The 22812-nt window shown below is 56.7% G+C and carries 21 protein-coding genes and 1 pseudogene; 10 read left to right on the top strand and 12 right to left on the bottom strand.

The genetic code is table 11. The annotated features are described in order from the left end of the window. The first annotated feature begins 1 nt into the window (after window position 1). Entirely contained in the window at window positions 2-1225 is a 1224-nt protein-coding gene (gene hutI, locus ACFPDR_RS00480; RefSeq protein WP_376910170.1) for an imidazolonepropionase, read from the top strand. Between the two features lie 2 nt (window positions 1226-1227). Then, entirely contained in the window at window positions 1228-2649 is a 1422-nt protein-coding gene (locus tag ACFPDR_RS00475) for a formimidoylglutamate deiminase (protein WP_376910169.1), read from the top strand. Window positions 2650-2660: 11 nt separating this feature from the next. Here the strand turns inward: ACFPDR_RS00475 and ACFPDR_RS00470 are convergent, their stop codons facing one another. From ACFPDR_RS00470 to hutU, 4 genes and pseudogenes are all read right to left on the bottom strand, one after another. Then, complete coding sequence (locus tag ACFPDR_RS00470; protein WP_239054869.1) at window positions 2661-2963, bottom strand: helix-turn-helix domain-containing protein; 303 nt, start codon at window positions 2961-2963, stop codon at window positions 2661-2663. Continuing rightward, window positions 2950-3330, bottom strand: a pseudogene (locus ACFPDR_RS00465) (type II toxin-antitoxin system RelE/ParE family toxin); the annotation flags it as partial. The gene ACFPDR_RS00470 and the pseudogene ACFPDR_RS00465, both read right to left, overlap by 14 nt. A 398-nt stretch (window positions 3331-3728) precedes the next feature. Continuing rightward, the gene (gene hutH, locus ACFPDR_RS00460) at window positions 3729-5264 is read right to left on the bottom strand and encodes a histidine ammonia-lyase (protein ID WP_137430513.1); all 1536 of its coding nucleotides are present in this window, start codon (window positions 5262-5264) and stop codon (window positions 3729-3731) included. An 18-nt stretch (window positions 5265-5282) separates the two neighbouring features. Beyond that, on the bottom strand, window positions 5283-7013 hold the full coding sequence (hutU, locus tag ACFPDR_RS00455; RefSeq protein WP_088451778.1) for a urocanate hydratase: 1731 nt from the start codon (window positions 7011-7013) through the stop codon (window positions 5283-5285). Window positions 7014-7329: 316 nt separating this feature from the next. Here hutU and hutC point away from each other — a divergent pair, with 316 nt between their 5' ends. Beyond that, window positions 7330-8019, top strand: a complete 690-nt coding sequence (gene hutC, locus ACFPDR_RS00450) for a histidine utilization repressor (protein WP_230940569.1) — start codon at window positions 7330-7332, stop codon at window positions 8017-8019. Window positions 8020-8152: 133 nt separating this feature from the next. On the opposite strand, the gene ACFPDR_RS00445 is transcribed toward hutC, so the two are convergent. After that, window positions 8153-9013 (bottom strand): AraC family transcriptional regulator, encoded by an 861-nt coding sequence (locus ACFPDR_RS00445; RefSeq protein ID WP_250756294.1) that lies wholly within the window; start codon window positions 9011-9013, stop codon window positions 8153-8155. 132 nt (window positions 9014-9145) lie between these two features. Between ACFPDR_RS00445 and ACFPDR_RS00440 the strand changes: the two genes are divergently transcribed. Then, window positions 9146-9700, top strand: coding sequence for a GNAT family N-acetyltransferase (locus tag ACFPDR_RS00440; protein ID WP_324576758.1), 555 nt, complete (start codon window positions 9146-9148; stop codon window positions 9698-9700). A 127-nt stretch (window positions 9701-9827) separates the two neighbouring features. Here the strand turns inward: ACFPDR_RS00440 and ACFPDR_RS00435 are convergent, their stop codons facing one another. After that, complete coding sequence (locus tag ACFPDR_RS00435) at window positions 9828-11339, bottom strand: MFS transporter (protein WP_250756296.1); 1512 nt, start codon at window positions 11337-11339, stop codon at window positions 9828-9830. Between the two features lie 169 nt (window positions 11340-11508). Here ACFPDR_RS00435 and ACFPDR_RS00430 point away from each other — a divergent pair, with 169 nt between their 5' ends. Beyond that, entirely contained in the window at window positions 11509-12390 is an 882-nt protein-coding gene (locus tag ACFPDR_RS00430; protein WP_060185575.1) for a LysR family transcriptional regulator, read from the top strand. 125 nt (window positions 12391-12515) lie between these two features. On the opposite strand, the gene ACFPDR_RS00425 is transcribed toward ACFPDR_RS00430, so the two are convergent. Next, window positions 12516-13007: a DUF2938 domain-containing protein gene (locus ACFPDR_RS00425; protein WP_060185499.1), complete on the bottom strand. Its 492-nt coding sequence runs from the start codon at window positions 13005-13007 to the stop codon at window positions 12516-12518. A gap of 81 nt (window positions 13008-13088) precedes the next feature. On the opposite strand from ACFPDR_RS00425, the gene ACFPDR_RS00420 reads away from it, so the two are divergent. From ACFPDR_RS00420 to ACFPDR_RS00405, 4 genes are all read left to right on the top strand, one after another. Continuing rightward, window positions 13089-13562, top strand: a complete 474-nt coding sequence (locus ACFPDR_RS00420) for a helix-turn-helix domain-containing protein (protein ID WP_035269687.1) — start codon at window positions 13089-13091, stop codon at window positions 13560-13562. A gap of 267 nt (window positions 13563-13829) precedes the next feature. Further along, entirely contained in the window at window positions 13830-15020 is a 1191-nt protein-coding gene (cml, locus tag ACFPDR_RS00415) for a CmlA/FloR family chloramphenicol efflux MFS transporter (RefSeq protein ID WP_376910164.1), read from the top strand. A gap of 219 nt (window positions 15021-15239) precedes the next feature. Then, window positions 15240-15602, top strand: coding sequence for a helix-turn-helix domain-containing protein (locus tag ACFPDR_RS00410; protein ID WP_042485454.1), 363 nt, complete (start codon window positions 15240-15242; stop codon window positions 15600-15602). Beyond that, window positions 15592-16980 carry a type II toxin-antitoxin system HipA family toxin gene (locus ACFPDR_RS00405; protein ID WP_376910161.1) on the top strand — a complete coding sequence of 463 codons (1389 nt, stop codon included), beginning with the start codon at window positions 15592-15594 and terminating at the stop codon, window positions 16978-16980. The genes ACFPDR_RS00410 and ACFPDR_RS00405 overlap by 11 nt, the downstream gene beginning before the upstream one ends. Before the next feature lie 72 nt (window positions 16981-17052). On the opposite strand, the gene ACFPDR_RS00400 is transcribed toward ACFPDR_RS00405, so the two are convergent. From ACFPDR_RS00400 to ACFPDR_RS00390, 3 genes are read right to left on the bottom strand one after another with little or no spacing between them, the layout of a single operon-like run. Beyond that, entirely contained in the window at window positions 17053-17529 is a 477-nt protein-coding gene (locus ACFPDR_RS00400) for a GNAT family N-acetyltransferase (RefSeq protein WP_376910159.1), read from the bottom strand. Between the two features lie 18 nt (window positions 17530-17547). After that, on the bottom strand, window positions 17548-18579 hold the full coding sequence (locus tag ACFPDR_RS00395) for an LLM class oxidoreductase (protein WP_226349671.1): 1032 nt from the start codon (window positions 18577-18579) through the stop codon (window positions 17548-17550). 12 nt (window positions 18580-18591) lie between these two features. Continuing rightward, complete coding sequence (locus ACFPDR_RS00390) at window positions 18592-19215, bottom strand: glutathione S-transferase family protein (protein ID WP_060185504.1); 624 nt, start codon at window positions 19213-19215, stop codon at window positions 18592-18594. A gap of 172 nt (window positions 19216-19387) precedes the next feature. Between ACFPDR_RS00390 and gcvA the strand changes: the two genes are divergently transcribed. Then, on the top strand, window positions 19388-20245 hold the full coding sequence (gene gcvA / locus ACFPDR_RS00385; protein ID WP_376911051.1) for a transcriptional regulator GcvA: 858 nt from the start codon (window positions 19388-19390) through the stop codon (window positions 20243-20245). 170 nt (window positions 20246-20415) lie between these two features. Here gcvA and ACFPDR_RS00380 read toward each other — a convergent pair whose 3' ends face one another. Both ACFPDR_RS00380 and ACFPDR_RS00375 read right to left on the bottom strand, forming a co-directional pair. Next, window positions 20416-21621 carry an FAD-binding oxidoreductase gene (locus tag ACFPDR_RS00380; protein WP_060185506.1) on the bottom strand — a complete coding sequence of 402 codons (1206 nt, stop codon included), beginning with the start codon at window positions 21619-21621 and terminating at the stop codon, window positions 20416-20418. Window positions 21622-21626: 5 nt separating this feature from the next. Next, the gene (locus tag ACFPDR_RS00375) at window positions 21627-22670 is read right to left on the bottom strand and encodes an aromatic ring-hydroxylating dioxygenase subunit alpha (protein ID WP_060185507.1); all 1044 of its coding nucleotides are present in this window, start codon (window positions 22668-22670) and stop codon (window positions 21627-21629) included. Between the last annotated feature and the right edge of the window lie 142 nt (window positions 22671-22812).

Raw genomic sequence — 22812 nt, 5'->3', positions numbered from 1 at the left:
GATGAGCTACACACTTTGGACCGATTTACGCCTGGCCCCCACCGCCGACCCCGAGTACGTCATCGAAGATGCCTGCCTGGTTGTACAGGCGGACCGTATCGCCTGGATGGGCCCACGTCATGACCTGCCTGCGCAGTGGCAAGACGCCACTCAAGAACACAAGCTGGGAAACCGCTGGGTCACCCCCGGGCTGATCGACTGCCACACCCATCTGGTCTACGGCGACAACCGCGCCCAGGAATTTGCCTTGCGGCTGGCAGGGGCCTCCTATGAAGAAATCGCCCGTCAGGGTGGCGGCATTGTGTCCTCCGTCAAAGCGACGCGCTCCCTGAGCGAGGACCAACTGCTGGCCCAAGCCCTGCGCCGACTGGATGCCTTGCTGGACGAAGGCGTCACCGCGATTGAAATCAAATCCGGCTACGGTCTGAATCTGGAGAGCGAGCGCAAAATGCTGCGTGTCGCCCGCCGTCTGGGCGAGCTGCGCCCGGTCACGGTGCGCACCACCTTTTTAGGTGCCCATGCCCTGCCCCCTGAATTTGCCGGGCAAACCGATGCCTACCTGGATCTGGTCTGTGATCAAATGCTGCCCACTCTGGCACAAGAAGGACTGATCGACGCGGTTGACGTCTTTTGCGAGCGTATTGCCTTCGACCTGAAGCAGTCCGAACGCGTTCTGAAAGCGGCCCAAGCGCTGGGCTTGCCCGTCAAAATGCACGCCGAGCAGCTCTCCAATCTGGGCGGCACGGAAATGGCGACCCGCTACCAGGCGCTGTCCACCGACCATCTGGAATACCTGGATGAAGCAGGCGTCATCGCCATGAAAAAAGCCGGAACCGTGGCCGTGCTGCTGCCCGGCGCCTACTACTTTCTACGCGAAACCCAGTTACCCCCGATTGAACTGCTGCGCAAACACGGCGTGCCGATGGCCCTGTCCACTGACAGCAACCCTGGCACCTCCCCCTGTGCATCCCTATTACTGATGCTGAACATGGGCAGCACGCTTTTCAGACTGACTGTCCCCGAAGCCCTGGCAGGCGTCACCCGCCATGCTGCTCAGGCCTTGGGTGCCCCTGACATCCGTGGTGAACTCAGCATCGGATCCCGCGCCGACTTTGTCGCTTGGGACATAGACTCCCTGCCCGAACTGGTCTACTGGCTGGGCCTGCCACGCTGCGCCCTGGTCGTATACCAAGGCACAATCAGCCGTGACCTGCGCAAGGAATGATCATGAGCATCCTACGAAAACATGAAGCGCTCTGGGCCCCTTGGGCCTATCTGGACGGCCAGTGGCAAGCGAATGTACTGCTGCGCTGGGACCAGGACGGCACACTGACAGACGTTCTGCCCGAAGCCAGTCAGCAGGCCATAGACGCGGCGGGTTCCGTCCACACAGCGCAAGGTGCCGTACTGCCGGGCATGCCCAATCTGCATTCACATGCTTTTCAAAGTGCCATGGCCGGGCTGACTGAATTCCGGGGGCAAGGCCAGGACAGCTTCTGGAGCTGGCGCGACCTGATGTACCGCTTCGCTGCCCGCCTGGAGCCCGAGCACATGCAGGCCATTGCTCAATGGCTCTATATACAGATGCTGAAAGCAGGCTACACCAGCGTGTGCGAGTTCCATTATCTGCATCACCAGCGCGACGGTCAGAATTACACGCCCATAGGCCTACTGGCCCAAGGCGTCATGGAAGCGGCCAGCGCCAGCGGTCTGGCCATTACCATGCTGCCCGTGCTGTACCAATACAGTGATTTCGGCAGCAAGGCGCCGCGTCAGGATCAACAGCGCTTTCTGAATAGCCCTACACAGTTGCTGTACCTGCTGGAGTCCCTGCACAACAGCCATCCCTTGAATGCTGACCGGCGTTACGGTGTTGCGCCCCACTCCCTGCGCGCCGCCAACGTCGGCTCCATCAGTACCTTGATCGACGGCCTGCACAGCCTGCCGTCACGCCACCCGATTCACATCCACATTGCCGAGCAGATAGCCGAAGTGCTGGCCTGCCGGGACATCAAAGGCAGCAGTCCGGTGGCCTATCTCTATGACAACTTCAATGTGGACGAACGCTGGTGCCTGGTCCACGCCACTCATATTGACGAGCAGGAGCGCAAGCAAATTGCCCGCAGCGGTGCCGTAGCAGGCTTGTGCCCAACCACCGAGGCGAATCTGGGTGATGGCCTGTTCCCTGCCGCCGCCTTTCTGGCGGAGCAAGGACGTATGGGCCTAGGTTCAGACAGCCATATTTGCGTAGACTGGCGCGCCGAACTGCGCTTGCTGGAATATGGTCAACGATTGACCAGCCAGCAACGCAATGTGCTGACTTCGTCCCAACAACCTTTCGTCGCGGACTACTTGTTTGACACCTGCGCACGTGGTGGCGCACAGGCGTCCGGTCGAGCCAGCGGGCAACTAAGCCCCGGTCATCAGGCAGATTTAATGGTGATTGACCTGGAGCACCCCAGTCTGGCGGGGCTGGATAAGCAGCATTGGCTGTCGGCTCTGGTCTTTTCCGAACGCGCCCACGCCAACCCGATTCGTGATGTATTCGTCAGTGGTAAGGCCTGTGTGACAGAGGGCCATCATCCTCAGGAAGAGGCGGCATTTGCGGCTTATAAAAAAACATTGAGCAGTCTACTGAACAAGGCTTAGGTACAAAAAAATCAAATGATGGCCTGTAAGCCCTTGTCGGCAATGATATTCAGCAGCTTGAGTGCCGGGCCAGTGGGATGGGTTTCACCTTGCTCCCACTTGCGTATGGTCGATGCCGTAGTATGCAAATAAAGCGCAAATACCGGCTGGCTGAACTTCAAGCCTTCCCGCAGCCGTTTGATGTCGGCCGCATCGAACTCCCGAACTGGCGGTGGACAAATTGCGTCAAACTCGCGCATCGTCACCTTGCCGATCGCTCCTGCCTCCTGGAGCGCCTCCAGGTCGCCGCGTAGCGATTTGATGATCTTGCTCACAATGCACCTCCAATAAGACGTCAGCCTGCAATGCATTCAACAAGGCTTCAGGCGACAAGCCCAGGAACACCTTCCCTACAAATTGCAGCGCTTTCTTTTCATCCGACGTGATGTTCCCCTTGTCGCTCTTGGAGAACCCATGCAGGAACACATAACGGCTACCTATTCTGGCCGAAAGCAAGCTGCGATAGCCGCCGCTTTTGCCACCACCCGGACGAGCTACCCGCTTCTTGTATAAGGCACCACCCAAGTCCACATCGATCAGACCGCTTTCCATCTCCTGAACTGCCTTGCACAAGGCAATATCGGGCAGCTTCTCCGCCGCCTGCCATCGCGCAAAGTCTTTGCGCTTGAGAACGCGCGTCATATCGACCTCCACACTATACCCGTATCGGATACACTTATCAATCTCTCACTGTGGAGCAGCCGTTTCGCCATCAACTCAGTCGCATCCCACGCAGGCTTATCCTCCTTGTGAACATAGCGCATACACACCGCTACAGCCATGTGACTTGTGAGCTTTATATCCATCTTGATTGGCACGCCTCAGTTGGCAATACAGGCCGTCGCTCGATAACAGATACCGTGCCTGCCTACGTAGGGGACGCAGCAGCCGACGTGTTCACCGTGGACTTATGTCAGCAGGGCGTAGTCCAGAGAAATGCAATGCTGGGGTCGTCGTGAAGCAAAAAAATCCCCGGCTTGGTGATCCAGGCCAGGGACAAGTTCGTGGAGACAAAAACAATCAGCAGTACTTCATGAAAACTAGAAAAGATCAGCCGCCGTCGCCGCCAGGCTCTCATCCAGCACCAAGGCTTTCAGGGCCTCGATATCGGGAGCCAAGTAACGGTCCTGATCGTAAAAAGGCACGGCCTGGCGAATCGCGTCTTGCACCTTTTTCAAGCGCTCGGAAGTCAGCAAAGGCGCATGAAAATCAATGCCTTGTGCCGCGCACAGCAATTCAATTGCCACAATCGCGGCCGTGTTCTGTGCCATGTCTTCCAGACGGCGCGCTGCAAAGGTTGCCATGCTGACGTGGTCTTCCTGATTAGCCGAAGTAGGCAGGCTATCCACACTGGCAGGATGTGCCAGCGACTTGTTTTCCGAAGCCAGAGCCGCCGCGGTCACATGGGCAATCATGAAGCCCGAATTCAAACCCGCAGAAGGCACCAGGAACGGTGGCAAGCCAGAGATGCTGGCATCAATCAACAAAGCGACTCGACGCTCTGCCAAGGCACCAATTTCAGCAATCGCCAGAGCCAAGCCATCGGCAGCGAACGCCACCGGCTCGGCGTGGAAGTTGCCTCCGGAAATCACCTGATCCGGCTCGCCATTCTTGCCGGGAAACACCAGCGGGTTATCCGTAACAGCATTGGCTTCCGTCAGCAGGCTGCGTTCGTTCTGTGTGATCAGATCCTGAATCGCACCCATGACCTGGGGCTGACAGCGCAAGCTGTAGGGGTCCTGCACCTTGTTGTCATTGTCGCGATGCGACTGACGAATCTGGCTGCCAGCCAGCAGCTCCCGGTACAGGCGAGCCGCATAAATTTGCCCCGGCTGTCCACGGACCTCATGGATGCGCGCATCAAAAGGTGCATCACTGCCTTTGGCGGCGTCCACACTCAAGGCACCAGCCAGAATCGCATTGCGGAACAAGATCTGGGTGCGGAACAGGCCGTTCAGGGCCAGAGCCGTAGACACTTGCGTGCCATTGATCAGCGCCAAGCCTTCCTTGGCAGCCAGCACAATGGGAGTGATACCCGCCTTGGCCAACGCCTGCTGGGCTGGCATCCATTCGCCCTGCCACTTGGCCTGTCCTTCCCCGATCAGCGTCAAGGTCATGTGCGACAAGGGCGCCAGATCACCCGATGCGCCCACGGAACCCTTGGACGGAATGAAAGGCACCACGCCTGCATTCAGAATATCCAGCAAGGTCGTGACCACATGCGAACGTATGCCCGAAAAGCCGCGCGCCAAGCTAGCTATTTTCATGGCCATGATCAAGCGGGCAACCGCATCGGACACCGGCTCGCCCACTCCCACGGAGTGCGACAGAATCAGGTTCTTTTGCAGTTGCTCCAGATCGTGGTCGGGAATGCGTTGCTGAGCCAGCTTGCCAAAGCCGGTATTGATGCCATAAGCCGGATTACCTTCGCGGATGATCTTGGCCACAATGGCCGAGGACGCATCCATGGCCCCGATCGCCTCTGGTGGCAGAGTCAGAACAGTCGGTTCCTGCCAGATTTGGCGCAGCTGTGCCAAAGTCAGTGCGCCGGGAGAAAGCTCGATACTCTTGCTCATTTATCTGTCCTGTTTTTCTTACTTGATCATGGGCAATGTCAGCCCGAAATTCTTGGCCGTTTGAATCGCCAGCTCGTAGCCGGCATCCGCATGACGCATCACACCACTGGCGCAATCGTTAATCAAGACCCGCTCCAGACGGGCCGCAGCCTGCTCGCTACCGTCGGCCACAATCACCATGCCAGCATGCTGGCTGTAGCCCATGCCCACCCCGCCCCCGTGGTGCAGCGAAACCCAGCTGGCCCCGCCGGCGGTATTCAACAAGGCATTCAACAAAGGCCAGTCCGACACGGCATCCGTGCCATCACGCATGCTTTCAGTTTCGCGGTTGGGGCTGGCCACCGAGCCTGTATCCAAGTGGTCGCGGCCAATCACAATGGGCGCTTTCAGCTCGCCCTTACGCACCATTTCGTTAAAGGCCAGACCAGCGCGGTGACGCTCGCCCAGTCCCAGCCAGCAAATTCGTGAAGGTAAGCCCTGGAAAGCAATGCGTTCCTGCGCCATGTCCAGCCAGCGATGCACGTGCTGATTGTCAGGGAACAGCTCTTTGATTTTTTGATCGGTTTTGTAGATGTCCTCCGGGTCGCCTGACAAGGCCACCCAACGGAACGGGCCTTTGCCCTCGCAAAACAAGGGGCGAATGTAGGCAGGCACAAAGCCAGGGAAATCGAAGGCATTGGCCACGCCTTCATCAAACGCAACTTGGCGAATGTTATTGCCGTAGTCCACAACCGGAATATCCATTTTCTGGAAATCCAGCATGGCTTGTACATGAACTGCGCAAGACTTGGCAGCCGCTTGTTGAATGCGGGCGTGTTGGGCCGGGTCTTTCTGCGCCGCCTGCCACTGTTCCACCGTCCAGCCTGACGGCAAATAGCCATTGAGCAGATCGTGGGCAGAGGTCTGGTCCGTCACCAGATCAGGTTTCAAACCACCCGCTTGGGCACGTCGCACCAGTTCAGGCAGTACATCGGCAGCATTACCCAGCAAGCCAATCGACACCGCTTCCTTGGCGGCCGTGTGTTGGGCAATCAACTCCAGCGCATGATCCAGATCCCGCGCCTGTTTATCCAGATAACGGGTCTGCAAACGGAAGTCGATACTGCTTTGCTTGCATTCAATCGTCAGCGATACCGCACCGGCAAAGGTCGCCGCCAAAGGCTGTGCGCCGCCCATGCCGCCCAGACCAGCAGTCAGAATCCAGCGCCCGGCCAGCGAACCACCAAAATGCTGACGACCTGCTTCAGCAAAAGTCTCGTACGTGCCTTGCACAATGCCCTGGCTACCAATGTAGATCCAGCTACCCGCCGTCATCTGCCCATACATGAACAAACCGGCCTGATCCAGCTCGTGAAACTTCTCCCAGGTAGCCCATTTGGGCACCAGATTCGAGTTGGCCAGCAGCACACGCGGCGCATCGCTATGAGTACGGAACACACCCACCGGCTTGCCGGACTGAATCAGCAAGGTCTGGTCATCCTCCAACTGGCGCAGGCTGGCCAGAATCTGGTCATAGCATTCCCAGTTCCGGGCTGCACGCCCGATGCCGCCGTACACCACCAGATGCTGGGGGTTCTCGGCCACGGCCGGGTCCAGGTTGTTCTGAATCATGCGGTACGCAGCTTCCGCCACCCAGTTCTTGCAGCTGAGCTGAGTACCCGTAGGGGCATGAATCTGCCGCGCAGGATCGAAACGGGGATCGTGGCTGGCCGCCAAAGTGTGATGATCAGGCATGGTGATGTCCTCCATCTGAGGTGTCTCTGGATACGCGCTGGTTCTATCTGGCAGGCTGTTTCCACACCCGAAGGGCAGGTCCTGGCGCCGACAAAACAACGGTTTTCTTGTAAGCTCATGCCAATGTATAGTCATTTTTCCAAGTTGTCTATACATATAAAAGAGAGCCTTGCATAAGCCCGTGAATGCGAACATGGGAAGGCATCACTCGCGGCCTGGTGCACGACCTCAGATCTGGCCTGCGCGAAACTCTTTTGAGTGTGAACACGTCCTACAGGAAAGCATAAAAATGGATGTCCCCCAGACGAGTCATTCGTCAACTGAACCAAGCATGCCCGCCTACCTGCAAATCAAGAATTTTGTGCTGGAGAAGATCCAGTCCGGCCAATGGCGTGAAGGTGATCTGATCCCCACTGAACTGGCTTTATGCGAACAATTTGGCGTGTCGCGCATGACGGTCAACCGCGCGCTGCGGGAGTTGACGAATGATGAGCTGCTGGTCCGCATCAAAGGCTCGGGCACCTACGTCGCGCAGCCCAAATTCCAGTCCACCCTGATCGAGATACGCAGCATCGCGCAAGACATACGGGAGCGCGGCCACCAACACAGCTGTCAGGTGCTGAGCATGGAGCGGCTGCAGGCCAGCCCGGCTCAAGCGCGGCTATATGGCATTGCACCGGGCGCAGCGCTGTTTCACTCCATTATTGTTCATGCCGAAAACGGCTTGCCTATCCAGTACGAAGATCGTCTGGTGGACGCGCAAATGGCGCCGGATTACATGGAGCAGGACTGGAGCCAGATCACGCCTAATGAGTACTTGGTGCGCGTTGCCCCCTTGCCAACCGGCTTTTACAGCATTGAAGTGCTGGTGCCGCCCGCCGGAATCGCGCAGGCCCTGCACATGAAAGAGCAGCAACCCTGTCTGGTGATGGACCGCCGCACTTTTTCCAGCGAGCAGTTCACAACTCACGCCAGGCTGTGGCATCCAGGGGATCGCTACAAATTCACTGGCAAGATGTGAGCCGTAAATCTGCTCTGCCTAGAGTTTGACTCCCAAACGCATCGATCAGGCGCACAGGCTTCTGGCCTCCTGAGTCATACACCATCGCCATTTTCTTGTCGCATTGACCTGGCATCACTAACCCTTGAGCTGATCACTTGCCAAGCACACCGGAACGAGCCTGCTCATGCTGGCGATAGCGGGTCAACGACAAGCCTGTATGGCGCTTGAAGTACCGGCACAGATAAGAGGGATCCTCAAAATTCAGCTGATCAGCAATCTGCCCGATCGCCAGCTGGCTGTAGGAAAGCAGCGCCTTGATCTCCAGAACCACTTGCCTGTCGATCAAGGCCTTGGGGCTGTCGTTAAAAAACTGTTTGCTCAGCTGGGACAGATAAAACGGGGTGATGTTGAGCGCATCGGCATAAAACTTCACCTCTCTGTGCTGCCGGCATTGCTGGCCAACCAGTTCCCAAAACCGCCAGCTGATCATTTCCTGACGGCTGAACGGCTGGCCGCCCTGATACTCGGACGGAATCTGCTGGGCAATATGTAGAAAGAAATTCTGCAGCTGATTACGCAGCATGATGTGCTGATGCAGCGTGCTGGTCTGCACAATCTCGTGCAGTTGCAGCAACCAGGCCGCCAGTAAAGCTCGATCTCTCTGCGGAGGCACACACCGCGGATTGTCGTGCAGGAACACGAACAAGGAATTAGGCAGCTGATAAGCCACTTCTGACGCCAGGTTCTTGGGCATCAACAGAAAAAACACCTTGAAACCGCGTGAGCGCCGTCTCAGCAAGGTAATCGTATCTTCGGCCAGCACCAGCACATCATGGGCCCGTACGACCTGATCCTTGAAGTTCAAGCTCACCAAAGCACGACCCGACAGGCAGATCATCAAGGTCATATAGGCATGACCGAAAGACAAAGGCATTCCCACGCCTTCAGCCAGCGTGGTCTGGCCTGTCAGCCAGCTATCTTTGGCGCTGAATAGTTGTGGAATCTGATGCATGGTGTTCCTCTGCCCTTCATGGCCCGGCAACCGACAGGACTTGCTAAAAGTACCGAAACTACCAAGGTCCTGCTCTGTTCGCCAAACCAGCCAGCTTCTATTCTGTTTTCTGCTGAATGGTGAGTAAAGAACATGACACTTCAAACAGAAAGACTTATTTTACGCCCCTGGCAGGACACCGATGCCAAGGACTTGTACGAATACGCCAAAGATGAGCGAGTTGGCCCGATTGCAGGTTGGCCGGTGCATACCAGCGTTGAGGAAAGTGCCGAAATTATCCGCACAGTTTTCAATATGCCCGAAGTGTATGCCGTCGAGCACAAAGTTAATGGCCGAGCTGTCGGTTGCATCGGCATCCTGATCGGCAAGAACAGCAACTTCGAGATCGGCGAAGAAGAAGGCGAAATTGCCTATTGGATTGGCGTGCCCTACTGGGGCCAGGGCTTGATCCCCGAGGCCATGCGCGAAGTGATGCGACACGCTTTTGAAACGCTGAAGCTGAAAGCACTGTGGTGCGGCTACTTTGCCAACAATGCCCAATCGCAGATTGCGCAAACCAAGTGTGGCTTTCGCCATCATCACACCGAGGAAAACAAGTACAACCAGTTCCTGCAGGACTACCGGACTGAACACATCAGCCGCATTACTGCTGAAGAATGGTTGTCCTTGCCCAAACAACAGGCCTGAACACCCGTCGTAACCCACGCCCACACCGCTGCTGTGGGTGTAGAACGGCCCCCAAAACCTGGATACCTGACCCAGGCGTTTGGGGCCCGTCCACCTTGGGCATCGCGTGCAGCGCACGCGGTGTCTTCTAGGCCGTTTGCAAAGCGTGCTTGGGCTGTCGCAACAAGACAAAGAGCAGACCGGCAATCAAGGCCGCCAGGCCTGCCAGCGCATGCAGCACCGTCAAAAATGAAGCGGCATAACTGGCAGTCAATTGCGCTTCCAAACCAGGCAGCTGTTGCGCGGCCAACTGCAATTCACCCAAAGCCGCCCGACTGGCCGCTTCCAGAACCGCTGCTTGTGTAAACGTAGTGCTGCCTACACTCAGGTGCTGCTGAATCAAGGTAGCCAGCAGCACGCTGACCACGGCAATGGCCACACCATCCGCAGAGATTCGCACCGTATTGAAGATACCCGTCGCCATTCCAACCCGATCCGGGCTGACCACACTGACCGCCATCCCGTCCATCAAGCCCCAGGGCAAACCGATACCCACGCCGATCAGCAATAAAGGCAGATGCAGGGCTGGACCGCCACCTGCCTCAAAGCCTTCAGCCAGAGTCCATAAACCCACGGCCACCAGAAGCAAACCCAGGCTGGACAAGGTGCCTGCCGATAGCCAGCGAGTCAGCAAGGCCGCCACAAAAGGCACGATCAACAAAGGCGCAGCCAGCCAAACCATCATCTGCCCGGCCTGCAATGCACCGTAACCATCAATACCCATAAAGCGACCGGGCAACAACACAATCAGCACGATGAACAGGAATGCAGGGGCTGCAGCCAAAGCCTGCACACCCACAAAGCCGGGGTCACGAAAGAAACTCAAATCAATCATGGGCTGCGTAACGCGGCGCTCTATGCAGACAAAGCCCACAAAGGCGACAACAAACGCCAGCAGGGTGGACAGCACCCAGCTATCGGACCAGCCCCGTTCCGGGATCAGCAACATGCCATAAGTAAACAGGCCCAAAGCCAGCGTAAAGCTGATGGCACCCGGCCAGTCCAATGCACCCTGCGAGCCGCCCTGACTGGGCTTGGTACTGATCAGAACCAGCAACAAACCGACCACGCCAATAGCCCCGGTCGCGTAGAACACGCCTTGCCATTGCAGCGCCTCCACAATCCAGCCGAAAAACCAGGGACCAAAAGACAGCCCCAGCCCGAAAGACGTGCCTAACAAGCTGAACGCCCGCGCCCGTGCACGTCCTTCAAACAAGGGAGCCAGGGAGGACATGGCAGCGGCAAAAGCGGCGGCACCGCCCAGGCCCTGCATCATGCGCAAAATATCAATCCAGAACACGGAGGGCATGAAAGGAATGGCAATGGTAAAGGCGCAAAACCACAGCATGCCAATCAGCCAGATGCGGCGCTGGCCGTAAATGTCCGTCAGGCTGCCTGACACCATCATGGCACCGCCGTAACTCAGGATGTACGCGTTCATGATCCAGCTCAGCTGGGCGGCACTACCACCTAACTCTGCACTGATGGCCGACAGCACCACTGCCGGGCCGGTGAAGCACAAGGGGATCAATAAAGCCGTTAAACAGGCTGACAATAATTGCAGCCGACGCATGGCCGGCGATGAAGAAGAGGAAAGCATGGTTCTCATTGACTGCTAAAGCGTGCGTGCCCAACAGAAATGAACACGGCGTGAAATACCCGCATGATCGGGGTCGATTTCAGGAGCTTAAGCGTCACCCCATCAAAGAAAAATACACTACAGTTATTAATACTTAGGAAATAAATTCTTAAATAAAGTCGGCACCATGATGGAAAACCTGAGCAATATCGGCCTGTTCGTACGCGTGGCGGAACGCCTGAGCTTTTCGGCCGTGGCCCGCGAATCCGGCCTGTCGCCCTCCACAGTAGGCAAGTCCATCGCCCGCCTGGAAGAGCGGCTGAAAGTGCGCCTGTTTCACCGCAGCACCCGCACTCTGGCCCTGACTGCCGACGGCAAGGTTTTTCTGGAGCGATGCAGACGCATCTTGAGTGAAATCGAGGCGGCAGAACTGGAAATGTCCCAAGCCAGTGAAATGCCGCGTGGCACCTTGCGAATCAGCTTGCCGCGCTACAGCGGCCTGTTTCAGCAGGCCATCAGCCACTTCATGCAGCGTTATCCGGCCGTGGAACTGGATCTGGACTTTTCTGACCGTCTGGTCGATGTGATTGGCGAAGGTTTTGATGCCGCCATCCGTGCCAGTGCCTTGAGTGATTCAGGCCTGATGCGCCGCCGTCTGTGCACGTTCCGTCGCGTCCTGGCTGCCTCCCCCGAATATCTACAAGAGCATGGTCGCCCCTTGCACGCCAAAGATCTGCAACACCATGCCTGCCTGCACTACCGCTTCCCCAATACCGGGCGGCTGGAACAATGGCCAATTTCCGAAACTCAGGACGTACCCGAGCTGCCCCGCACACTGGTCTGCAATAGCGTGGAAATGCGGGTGCATCTGACCTTACAAGGGCAAGGCATCGCTTGCCTGCCAGATTTCACCGTGGGCGAGCATTTAAGCAGCGGACGGCTGCAAACCATTCTGGATGAATGCACCCATAACACCGTGCCACTGTGGATTGTCTGGCCTGCCAGCCGCAACCTGTCGCCCAAGCTGCGCGCCTTTATTGATTGCATGAGCGAGGCGGTTTTCCAGGCCTAGCCAAACACATACTGCTAGTGCCTCCTGCTCAGTCCCCGGTCAGCTCGGAAGCGGCATCCTGGGACTGGCTGGCGCACAAAAAGAGCAGGCCACCCATGACAGAGGCCCCAACAAATGACATCTCCTTAAGCCACCTGCTTGATCAGCAAGGCCGCAAGGTACATGCCCAAACCAAAAACCGCGTGTGTCAGCAGGCTGCGCAAACGGTTAGTCCAAGGCGTGGGGGTACGCGAGGCCGCCACTCCGGCTCCCATGGCGGGCTGCATGACAAAAAAGGGCATCACGACCGTAGCCATGCCCACCATGACGGCGGGCAACCAGCGGGGATCTTGCAGCCACTCAGTGCCGTAAACCGCAAGCAACAAAAAGGCGAAAACAATGCCCACAGCATAGTGAATGAACCAGCCCCAGGCAGACTCTCCCGCAATCGGCTCAGCCTTGCCGATACTGCTGTGTGCGATCTGGCCACGCAGCAAATGCCCGGCCCAGCGCCCCACCATGGCGTAGTTCAGCGTGGCAACGCCCATCGCCCTTTGAATCAGGCCCCAGATATCCATGAAAATAGTGGCTCCGACTCCGATCAGAATCACATGCACCCATTCATTGATCGACAACATTGGCAATCCTTTCCGTTGATAAGCACTTTGTTTTTGAGTAATCATAGAAGTTGAAGTCAACTTCAAGTCAACAGGTACAAGATGGATATTTCAGAAGTTGCCAAGCAAACCGGCTTACCCTCCTCCACCGTGCGTTACTACGAGAAAGAAGGCCTGATCCGTGCAGTCAGCGCCCCCGGAGAACGGCGTCGTTTTACGCCCCAAGTGCTGGATCAACTGGCCTTGATTGCCTTGGGGCAAGCGGGCGGTTTGTCGCTGGAAGAAATACGGGCCATGCTGCCTCCCGATGGTTCTGCGCAGGTGGACAGGCAATTGCTGCTATCCAAGGCCGATCAACTGGATGCCACCATCAAGCGCCTGAAAGCCATGAGCGAAGGTTTGCGCCACGCCGCGCACTGCCCCGCCGCCAACCATACGCAGTGCCCGACATTCCAGCGCTTGCTGAAAGCTGCCGCCATCCGGGTGAAGAAGAACAAGACAGGCAACTCCAGCGAGGCGGTGTCACGTCTTGCCAAAACTTTGCAGGGCAAAAAACCAACAGCCATCACGGACTGAGGCTTCAAGGCCGTAAAAACCTCCCCCTATAATAAACAGTTGTCGCGCCCCATCCCTTTGGACTGGGCCAGACGCAGCCATAACGTTTTCCCCGCGACACACTTTCAAGTTATTTATGTGAGGAGCCGTCTGCATGACGAGCACTAAGTCAGCAACTGAGTAAGCCGCAACAAGCTCTTGTCTTGTTGCGGCGTTCTGTACTTCCAATCCCGCTGATTGATAACAAACAGACGCCGCCCGATCTCTTTTTCGAGTGGTAATTTTGTTATGCCTTCCTCACGCTCTTCCTGGGCTTATACGCTGCCAGCCGCCCTGCTGCTGATGGCGCCCTTCGACATCCTCGCTTCCCTGGGGATGGATATTTACCTGCCCGTCGTCCCGGCCATGCCGGAGCTTCTGGGCACGACCCCAGCCGTCATCCAGCTGACCCTTAGCCTGTACATGCTGCTATTGGGCGCCGGGCAACTGATCTTTGGCCCCCTGTCGGATCGCATAGGCCGACGACCTGTTTTGCTGACAGGGGCCGTCCTGTTCGTGTTGGCCTCAACCGCCGCTGCCTTGTCCAGTTCCGCCTGGGCTTTTGTGGGTTTTCGGGTGCTGCAAGCCCTGGGGGCCTCGGCCACCCTCGTGGCCTTGTTTGCCACGGTGCGCGATGTGTATGCCGATCGCCCTGAGGGCGTGGTGATCTACAGCCTGTTCAGCTCCATCCTGGCTTTCGTACCTGCCTTGGGGCCTATTGCAGGTGCTCTGATTGCCCGTGCGGGCGGGTGGCAGGCCATCTTCCTGAGCTTGGCCGGGTTGGGACTGCTGGCCTGGATCCATGCGCTGTTGCGTTGGCAGGAAACCCGGCCTGCCAAACCACTGCAGTCACAACAATCCGCACTGGCCGTCTTCAAAAGCCCGGCGTTCTGGGTCTATACCCTGGGCTTCTCCACCGGGATGGGGACATTTTTTGTCTATTTCTCGACCGCGCCCCGAGTCTTGATCGGACAAGCTGGCTATGCAGAAATAAGCTTCAGCCTGGCCTTTGCCAGCGTTGCCCTGGTGATGATTGCCACCACCCGCCTGTCCAAAACCTTTGTGGCTCGCTGGGGAACGGCCGGGAGCCTGAGACGCGGTATGGGTTTGATCGCCCTAGCCGCCCTGTTGCTGGCAGCAGGACAACTCCTGCTGGAACCCTCCTTTAGCAGCTTTATCCTGCCCATGTGGCTAGCCGCCATGGGCATTGTGATGACGGTATCCGTCACCGCCAATGGCGCCTTGGCCCAGTTCAATGATGTGGCCGGCTCCGCCGTGGCGATCTACTTTTGCGTGGAAAGCCTGATTGTTAGCGTGTTCGGTACCTTAGCTGTGACCTTGCTGGGTGGGGATACGGCATGGCCACTGGTGATCTTTGGGCTGGGAATGAGCAGTGTGGTTTTGCTTGCTTTGATGTTGCTGGAGAGAAGGAAATCCTAACCAAAATGTCCGTAATAACAGTCCTTAATAGCCATTAAGACTGATATTACGGACATTAGACTACGCGTCTGTTCAGCAAACAATCAAATTCAATTAAAATGTCCGTAATAACAGTCCTTAATCAATTTAAGGACTGTTATTACGGTCAATAAATCAGAAGTCTTGACTCTACATGTCTCACAGGATTGTCCATGACGAACATGGCAGAAAGGGCCAACTATGAAATACGATGAGGCACAACGCACCCCCCCTAAACGCTTGCAGGAAGCCAGCGCCATTGGTCAGAAGCTCCAGCAACTGCGCATCGCCCATGGAATGACTCAAAGCGATGTGGCTGCTCGTGCTGGTATTTCACGGTCCACGGCCGCCCTGCTTGAGCAAGGTAATGAAAGCCGAACGATGTCTCAGATCCTGCGCTACCTCCATGCCATTGAGCCCGAACTTACCTTGCTGGATCTGCTCACAGAGCAGTCCGGCGCTGTGCGGAGCTTCAACAATGCCAACAAGGTACAGCGTGTCTCCAGGAAAAATGCATCGAATACAGCCAACATCGCTCCAGCCAAGGACAAATATGACTTCTAAACCGCGCAATCCATACAGCCGACCACCCAGTCAGGTTGCTGTGTTTGCTCATATTGCCCAAAGCGATCAGGGCAATGCTTTTGTACCGGCAGGACTACTGGAGAACGCGAATTCCGATGCGCCAAGCTTCACCTACGGTAAGCGCTATGTACAACGGCAACACGCGATTGAAATCGATCCTGCAGCACTGCCACTAAGGGCAGAAAACGGAGGCATACAACGTTTTACCTTACCTGGGCTGCACGAGTTTGGTGGACTGCGCGACGCGGCCCCTGACGCATGGGGTCGACGTGTCATCGAAAACAAACTCAAAGTAGGCTCGGGCGTTTTACCTGAAGTCGCCTATTTACTGGAGGCAGGAGTGGATCGCGTAGGCGCACTGGATATTCGACTTACGCTCGATTCCCCCGCCAAGAAATCGGCAGTTGGAGAGGTCAGCCTTGAACGCCTACTTGAAGCCGCTGATCGTATTGAAAATGACGAAGACATCGGTGAGGACCTGGCTGACTGCTTTGAAGGCCTAGGTTCGGCTGGCGGAGCCCGGCCCAAAGCATCAATTCGCGATGAATCCGATGTGCTGTGGCTGGCGAAATTCCCTTCCAAGTCTGATCGCGCCTGCAATGCTGTACTTGAAGCTGGCACCTTGGAATTGGCACGTGCTGCAGATCTATGCGTTCCACCCGTGCATATCCAATCTGTTGGCACGGCGCGCGTGCTCTTCATTCGTAGATTTGACCGTTACTGGGCAGCTCCGGGAGAAGCACCCGCTCCCGGCCAGGACAGTTGGTCGCCCGCCACCCCAGAACACAATGCTTCTACCGTTGAGGGGCGTATCGGCTTTTGCTCCGCTATGACCCTGATGGGCATTGATGAGTACGAAGCAAGAAGCAGTTCCTATCAGGCACTGGCCCTCAAACTACGAGAGCGTTGTTTGCCCACTTTCATCGATCGTGATTTACGTGAACTATTCAAGCGCCAAGCCCTGAACATCTTTGCCAACAACAATGACGATCACTTGAGAAACCACGCCTTCATCTATGACGTGGTCGGCAAAGGATGGAGGTTAAGTCCGCTCTATGACGTTCTGCCCATGAACACGGTGGCAAGCGAACGTTATTTGCACCTCGAACTAGGAGAGCAAGGAAGGCTGGCCACCCTGGACAACTTAATGACACGTTGGGCAGCCTACTTCTCTAGCCGCCAAGAAGCCATTCGCGCCTTGCATGAAGTATGGATAGTCGTCAGAGCCTGGAAGCCTTATTTTGAGCAGTTCGATGCATCCGCCCAAGACATGAACTATCTGGAGGGTGCATTCAGACCACTAGAGCGCTTGGCCTCCTCCTCCTTAACGAAGGAATTGCGAGCCTTCGGGAACTAAACCATCATTCCTGTTAGTTGCATACTGGCACCCTGAAAAACGTATCACCTTCTACACGCCCCTAGCCCCCTTCTACAGATTCAAGTCATACGTCACCCACGCTGTTGCCTGAGCCAGACCATCGTATAGCCTTCGCGCCTGCGCATTGTCCTGCGCCGTAATCCAGCGCAGGAACGGCCAGCCCTGCTCCTTACCTGCCTGGGCGACTGCCTCAATCAAACGGCGGCCCAGCCCGCCGCCTCGCTGTTCCGGCAACACAAACAAGTCATCCAGAAAACCAGCATCCTTGCCTAGCAAGGGCTCCGGGAAAGGACGGTAATGCGCCAAACCCAGCAGCGCACCCTTCGCCGTCGCTACCACCTTGCCCTGCAAAGGATGCTGCGCATCCAGCAGCCAGCCCCAGGTACGAGCCAGGATCTCTTCATTCATGGGCTCTTTGTAAAACTCGGCGTATTGTCTGTACAGAGACTCCCAGGCGGCCCGGTCTTGTGGCTGCAGATCCCGGATCTGAATGCCATCGACTACTAGCTGTTCTGCACTGCTATTCATGCTTGTATTCCCCTGTTGCTACCATGCTGTTGCAAGAGCAGGCTGCTCCTGATGAGAGGCAAAATGCGGCAGTACATATTCAGCCAGCTCCTGGATAATTTCCGCCGCTGGTCGCTGCGCAAACTGAATACCCAAAGCGGCGTGATTCACACCCGCTGCCTGCCATTCCTCCAACAAGGTGATCAGCCCCTTGCGCCCGGTACGCAGTGTAAAACCACCTTGCAAGGGTGTGCGTGGATAATCAGGATCATCCACCAAGTCCAGCCACTCGTTGGTCATGTGTGGGCGAAAACCGCCATCTGGAATCCGGGCACGCCAGGCCTGAATTTTGGCAGCCAGCTTTTGCGGACCCAGCGGTGTATGTGTGGCTTCCGGGTAGGTCAGCCAACCATCGGCATGTTCTGCGATCCATTCGGGCGACTGCCCCGAGGAGCTGGTAACAATTAAAGGAATGGAACCATGCGCGGGCTTGGGCAGCAGCTCTGCCGTATTGAAGCGGCCTAGCGGAGAGTCGATATTCAATTGCCCCGCTTGCATCAACTGACGGAAATAGCTGACAGCGTGTGCAAAACGCTCTGCCCGTTCGGCTCGCTCCACACCATAGGCGGGAAATTCTATAGGCCTATCCCCGGAAGCGATGCCCAGCACCAAGCGTCCACCGGACAACTGATCAATGGTGAAGGCAGATTTGGCCAGATCGATCGGGTGACGCAAGGAGAAAATCGTGCTGCCCGTGGCCAAGGCCACCCGCCTGGTGCGAGCAGCCAGAAAAGCCAGATAGGTAAAGGGATCGAACACCTGCCCCGCATCACCAAAGCTGGGGTCATACAACGGTACGTCTCGCACCCACACCGCCGCAAAATCCTGGCGGTCTATCTCCTCTACCAACGCGGCCTGCCCGGCCAGCACACTCATATCGCCTTGATAAAAACGCAGAGGCAGAAAGATACCCATGGTCAGACGGCCGGGTGCAAACATGCGGCTATAGCCAGGGTGAGTGGCAAAGGTAGGGAAAGATGCGCCTTGAATCAGGCTTGTTTCAATCGTCATGATGTTTTCCCCTCAAGCGCCGGTAGCGGGCTCAGGCAAGGTGATGCCTTTACGGACTGCAGGGCGCTGGGCCACGCGCTCATGCCAGGCACTCATGTGCGAGTAGTGGCTGAAATCAAAATCGATAATTCGCGCAATATGCGTCCAGCCAAAATGCGCAATATCGGCGATGGAATAGTCCTGTCCTGCCAGATAAGGATGGTCTGCCAAGCGTGTATCCAGCACGGTGAACAGATCATTCACCAGACGGCGGTAGCGTTCGATGGCGGCCGGGATTTTCTCCTGGGCGAACAACTCAAAATGCACGCGCTGACCCAGAATCGGCCCCACGCTGGAGGAGTGAAATTGCAGCCATTTGATTGTTTCCCAGCGCTGAACAGGTTCTTTTGAAAGCAATTGGCCGGTTTTCTCCGCCAGATACAGCAAGATCGCGGCGGACTCGAACAGGACAACACCTGTTTCATCATCCTTCATCACCGGGATACGCCCATGCGGATTCAAGGCCAGGAACTCTGGCTGCCTATGCTCGTTCGCGTTGATACGCACGTGATGCAAGCGGTACGGTAACGCCATCTCCTCCAAGGCAATGGTCGCCTTAAAGCCGTTAGGCGAACTATCGGTATACAGATCAATCATGGTGTGGCTCCAAAATTGAAAGTTCGCTCTTCCTTGTTATATAGATAAGCTAAACTTTAAAAACGATTCAGAAGCCTATTTTCCCTAGCTAAATGGCCAAATAAAAACGATTAAATCTACTTGATAGATTTAGATAAACTAAACTGTTAACCCTGTCTTTCCTTTACAAGCTCTGCGCGCCTTTACCGAAGTCGGACGCCACGGCAGCATCAAGCTGGCCGCCCAGGCGCTGGGCGTAACCTCGGGCGCAGTCAGCCAGCAAATCCGGCTGCTGGAAGATCGCTTGGGCGTGACACTGTTTGTGCGCAGCCACCACAAAATGAGCCTGAGCGAAGCCGGTGAACAGGTCTACCCTGTCCTGCTGACGGCGTTCGACCAGATCGAACAAGCCATGCAAACGCTGGAAGCCACCAAGCAAAGGAAGACACTGACGATCAGCACCGTGCCTTCCTTTGCCGCATCCTGGCTGATTCCGCGGCTGGCCGACTTCAAGCAACGCCATCCCGATATCGAAATCCGTGTGGAGGCGTCCCCCACGCTGGTGGACCTGCGTCGCGACAAAGTGGATATCGCCATTCGCCACGGCCTGGGCGCGTATCCCGGCTTGCAGGCCGAGCCCTTGATGGCCCCTGTCTTGCTGCCTGTAGCCAGCCCTGCGTTGCTGCAAGACAAGCCAACCATTCAGGAACCAGCAGATTGTCTGGAGTGGCCACTGCTACAAGATGCCGACCGGGCCGACTGGGCGCTTTGGCTGTCTGCCCACGGGGTGGAGGACGATGCGCGCGCCGATAGAGGCACGGCTTTTGAGGACGATTACCTGCTGATACGCGGCGCGATTGCGGGCCTGGGGCTGGCTTTGATACCGCAAGAATATGCGCAGGATGAAATGGCCGCAGGCCGCTTGGTGCAAGTGCTGGACAAGCCCTGGCCAGCCCGCTTTGCCTACTACCTGGTGACCTTGCCCGATGCGACACAAAAAGCAGAGGTCCGTGCCTTTAGTGATTGGATAAGCGAGCAAGCCCAGCTATAGCAAGGTAGCCAGCCTATGTAGGACCACCACTTCAACAGTCCTCATGTCCACACCCCCTGCTCCAGACATCGACAATCCGCCTGACTTCCAACAAGGAAGCATATGATTTTTTTAAAAAAAACCCCGTCCCAAAAGGACGGGGCAAACCTCAACAAGCAATTGAAAAACTCTTAAGGTAATTCCACGGCCACCGGACCACGGGGACGGGAACAGCACAACAAGACTTTGCCCTCTGGCACAGGGTCCAGCGGCTCTTCAAAATAGTCGACCTCGCCCGATACCAGAGTGCACATGCAGGTATTGCACAGACCCGCCCGGCAATTGAAGTCCGGACTCAAGCCCGTTGCTTCCGCCAGATCCAGCAAGGAGGGGCAGTCCTCATGCCATTGGGCCTGGCGGCCATCGGGCAGGAATGTCACCGTCTGCGCCGCATCTTCCGCTGCTGTCGCGGCTCCCCTTACTGCTTCTACAGGCGAATCCAGCTCCAACACATTCGCATCGACACGACTGGAGGGGGCAGGCTGGACCTGATCCTGAACCGCACTGGCTGCACCATCATCCGCCAAGGTGTTTTCCAGCACCGTCGCCGGGCCAAAAAACTCGTAGTGAATGCGCTCACGTGCCACACCCAGACTACGCAGCACACCATAATTGCTCTGCATGAAGGCACTGGGCCCACACAGGTAAAACTCGTAATCATCCAGTGGCAGCCAACGCTGCAGCTGCTCACGTGTAATCAGTCCCGCCACATGGTGCAAACCGGCTTGCTCATCATGTTCAGTCGGGTTGCGATAGCAGAAGTAAAGCTGCACGCCTTCGCGTTGTGCCACCAGCTCACGCATCTCATCGGCAAAGGCATGCACCGCGCTGTTATCGCATGCATGAATCACATACACCTTACGCTGGCTGCGTTTAAGTAGACGATGCAGCATGGCCAGCAAAGGGGTCTGGCCCACGCCACCGCTTAGCAACACCACAGGCCGCTGGCTGCTCTCGTCCAGCACGAACTCGCCCATAGGGCCGGCCGCGCTCAGCACATCGCCCGGCTGCACCTGTTGGTGCAGATAGGAGGAGGCCAAACCATCCGCCACGCTTGACCCTGCCGGGGCCTTCTCGTGTTTGACGGAAATGCGCAGACGATCCGTGCAGTCGAGATCCCCCGACACGCTGTAATTGCGCAGCACGATTTGCCCGTCAATCTCCAGGCGGAACACCAGATACTGACCCGGCTGATAAGGCGGCATAACACCGTCCACCGGCTGCAGTACAAACGAAGTAATCACTTCGCTTTCGCGCTGCTTTTCCAGGACACGATAATCCCGGAAACGGCGGTTGGCCGTAGCCTCCGTAGACGCAGATGATGCAGTCGTATTCATCACGCTCAAGCCGTTGTTGTCTCGCTGGCGACAGCTTGTTCGGCCTGGATCATCTGGCTGATCTTGCGACGGAAGCGCAAGGGGCCTGAATCCAAGGGCAAATCCAACGCGGCAGGACGCTCTTTCAGGGCTTTGTGCACTTCTTCCAGAACCACTTTGTCTTCCAGGAACGCGTGGCGTACATCTTCGTTGAAGATCTTGGAGATCGCCTCGTCATCCGGGCTGAAATTGCGCAGCTGGAACCAGAAGTAACGGGTGTGTTCTTCGTCGATAGGCGTCAGGAAGTTATAGGAGTCCATCAGAAAAACGTCCTGGTGGTACTCGCTGGGCTCCTCGGTAGCCGCACCGGCGGGCAGAAAGATGGCCTTGATCACGGCCAGCGACGGGAAGCGCACTTCGTATTGCTGTTTGCGGTCGCAATTGCCTTCAAATTTCACAAACTGCTTGTAAAACGGCGCAACTTCCACATTTTTTGACCAGCGCGAGACCGTCACGCCATTGTCCTCAACCTTCACCGTCAAGGGCAGGCCGATGATGTCGGGGCTGCCAAACGAGCTTTGGTGTACCCAGGACACGTGCGAAGGATCCAGCAAATTGTCCGTGACGTACAGGTAATTGCAGTCCAGTTCCATGGCGTCGCCACGGTTCACACCCCACTCGGGATTGTCCCACTCGGGGATGTCGATCAGTTTGGACGGATCAGCCAGTTCAGGATCACCCATCCAGACCCAGACCAGGCCAAAACGCTCCGTACAGGGGTAGCTGCGTACCACCGCGCTTTTAGGGATTTGCGCCACACCGGGCGCCTTGGTACAGGAGCCGCTGCAATCAAAGGTCAGGCCGTGGTAGCCACATTCCACCTGGTCGCCAATCAAGCGGCCTTTGGACAAAGGCAGGCGACGGTGCGGACAGGAATCTTCCAAGGCCACGGGCTGGCCGTCTTCGCGGCGATACAGCACCAGGTTCTCGCTAAGCATACGCACAGGCTGCAAGCTGCGACCGAGCTGCGTAGCCAATGCGCCTACATACCAGGCATTGCGTACAAACATGATTTACCCCCAACTCTGAATACGGTGCATGATGGCTGAACGAGCCCATTCATGCTCTCTTGTTTGTGATGATAGTCGCAATCAAATTCAGCCTACTATCCATATCGTTTAGAATTTCTAAAGTTAAATTACTTTTCTGGAC

The organism is Alcaligenes sp. GCM10023179 (genome assembly GCF_042653705.1).
Taxonomy (GTDB): Bacteria; Pseudomonadota; Gammaproteobacteria; order Burkholderiales; family Burkholderiaceae_B; genus Alcaligenes; species Alcaligenes phenolicus.
Note: the sequence above shows the minus strand (reverse complement) of the source record. Positions and strands in the feature narration are given on the sequence as shown.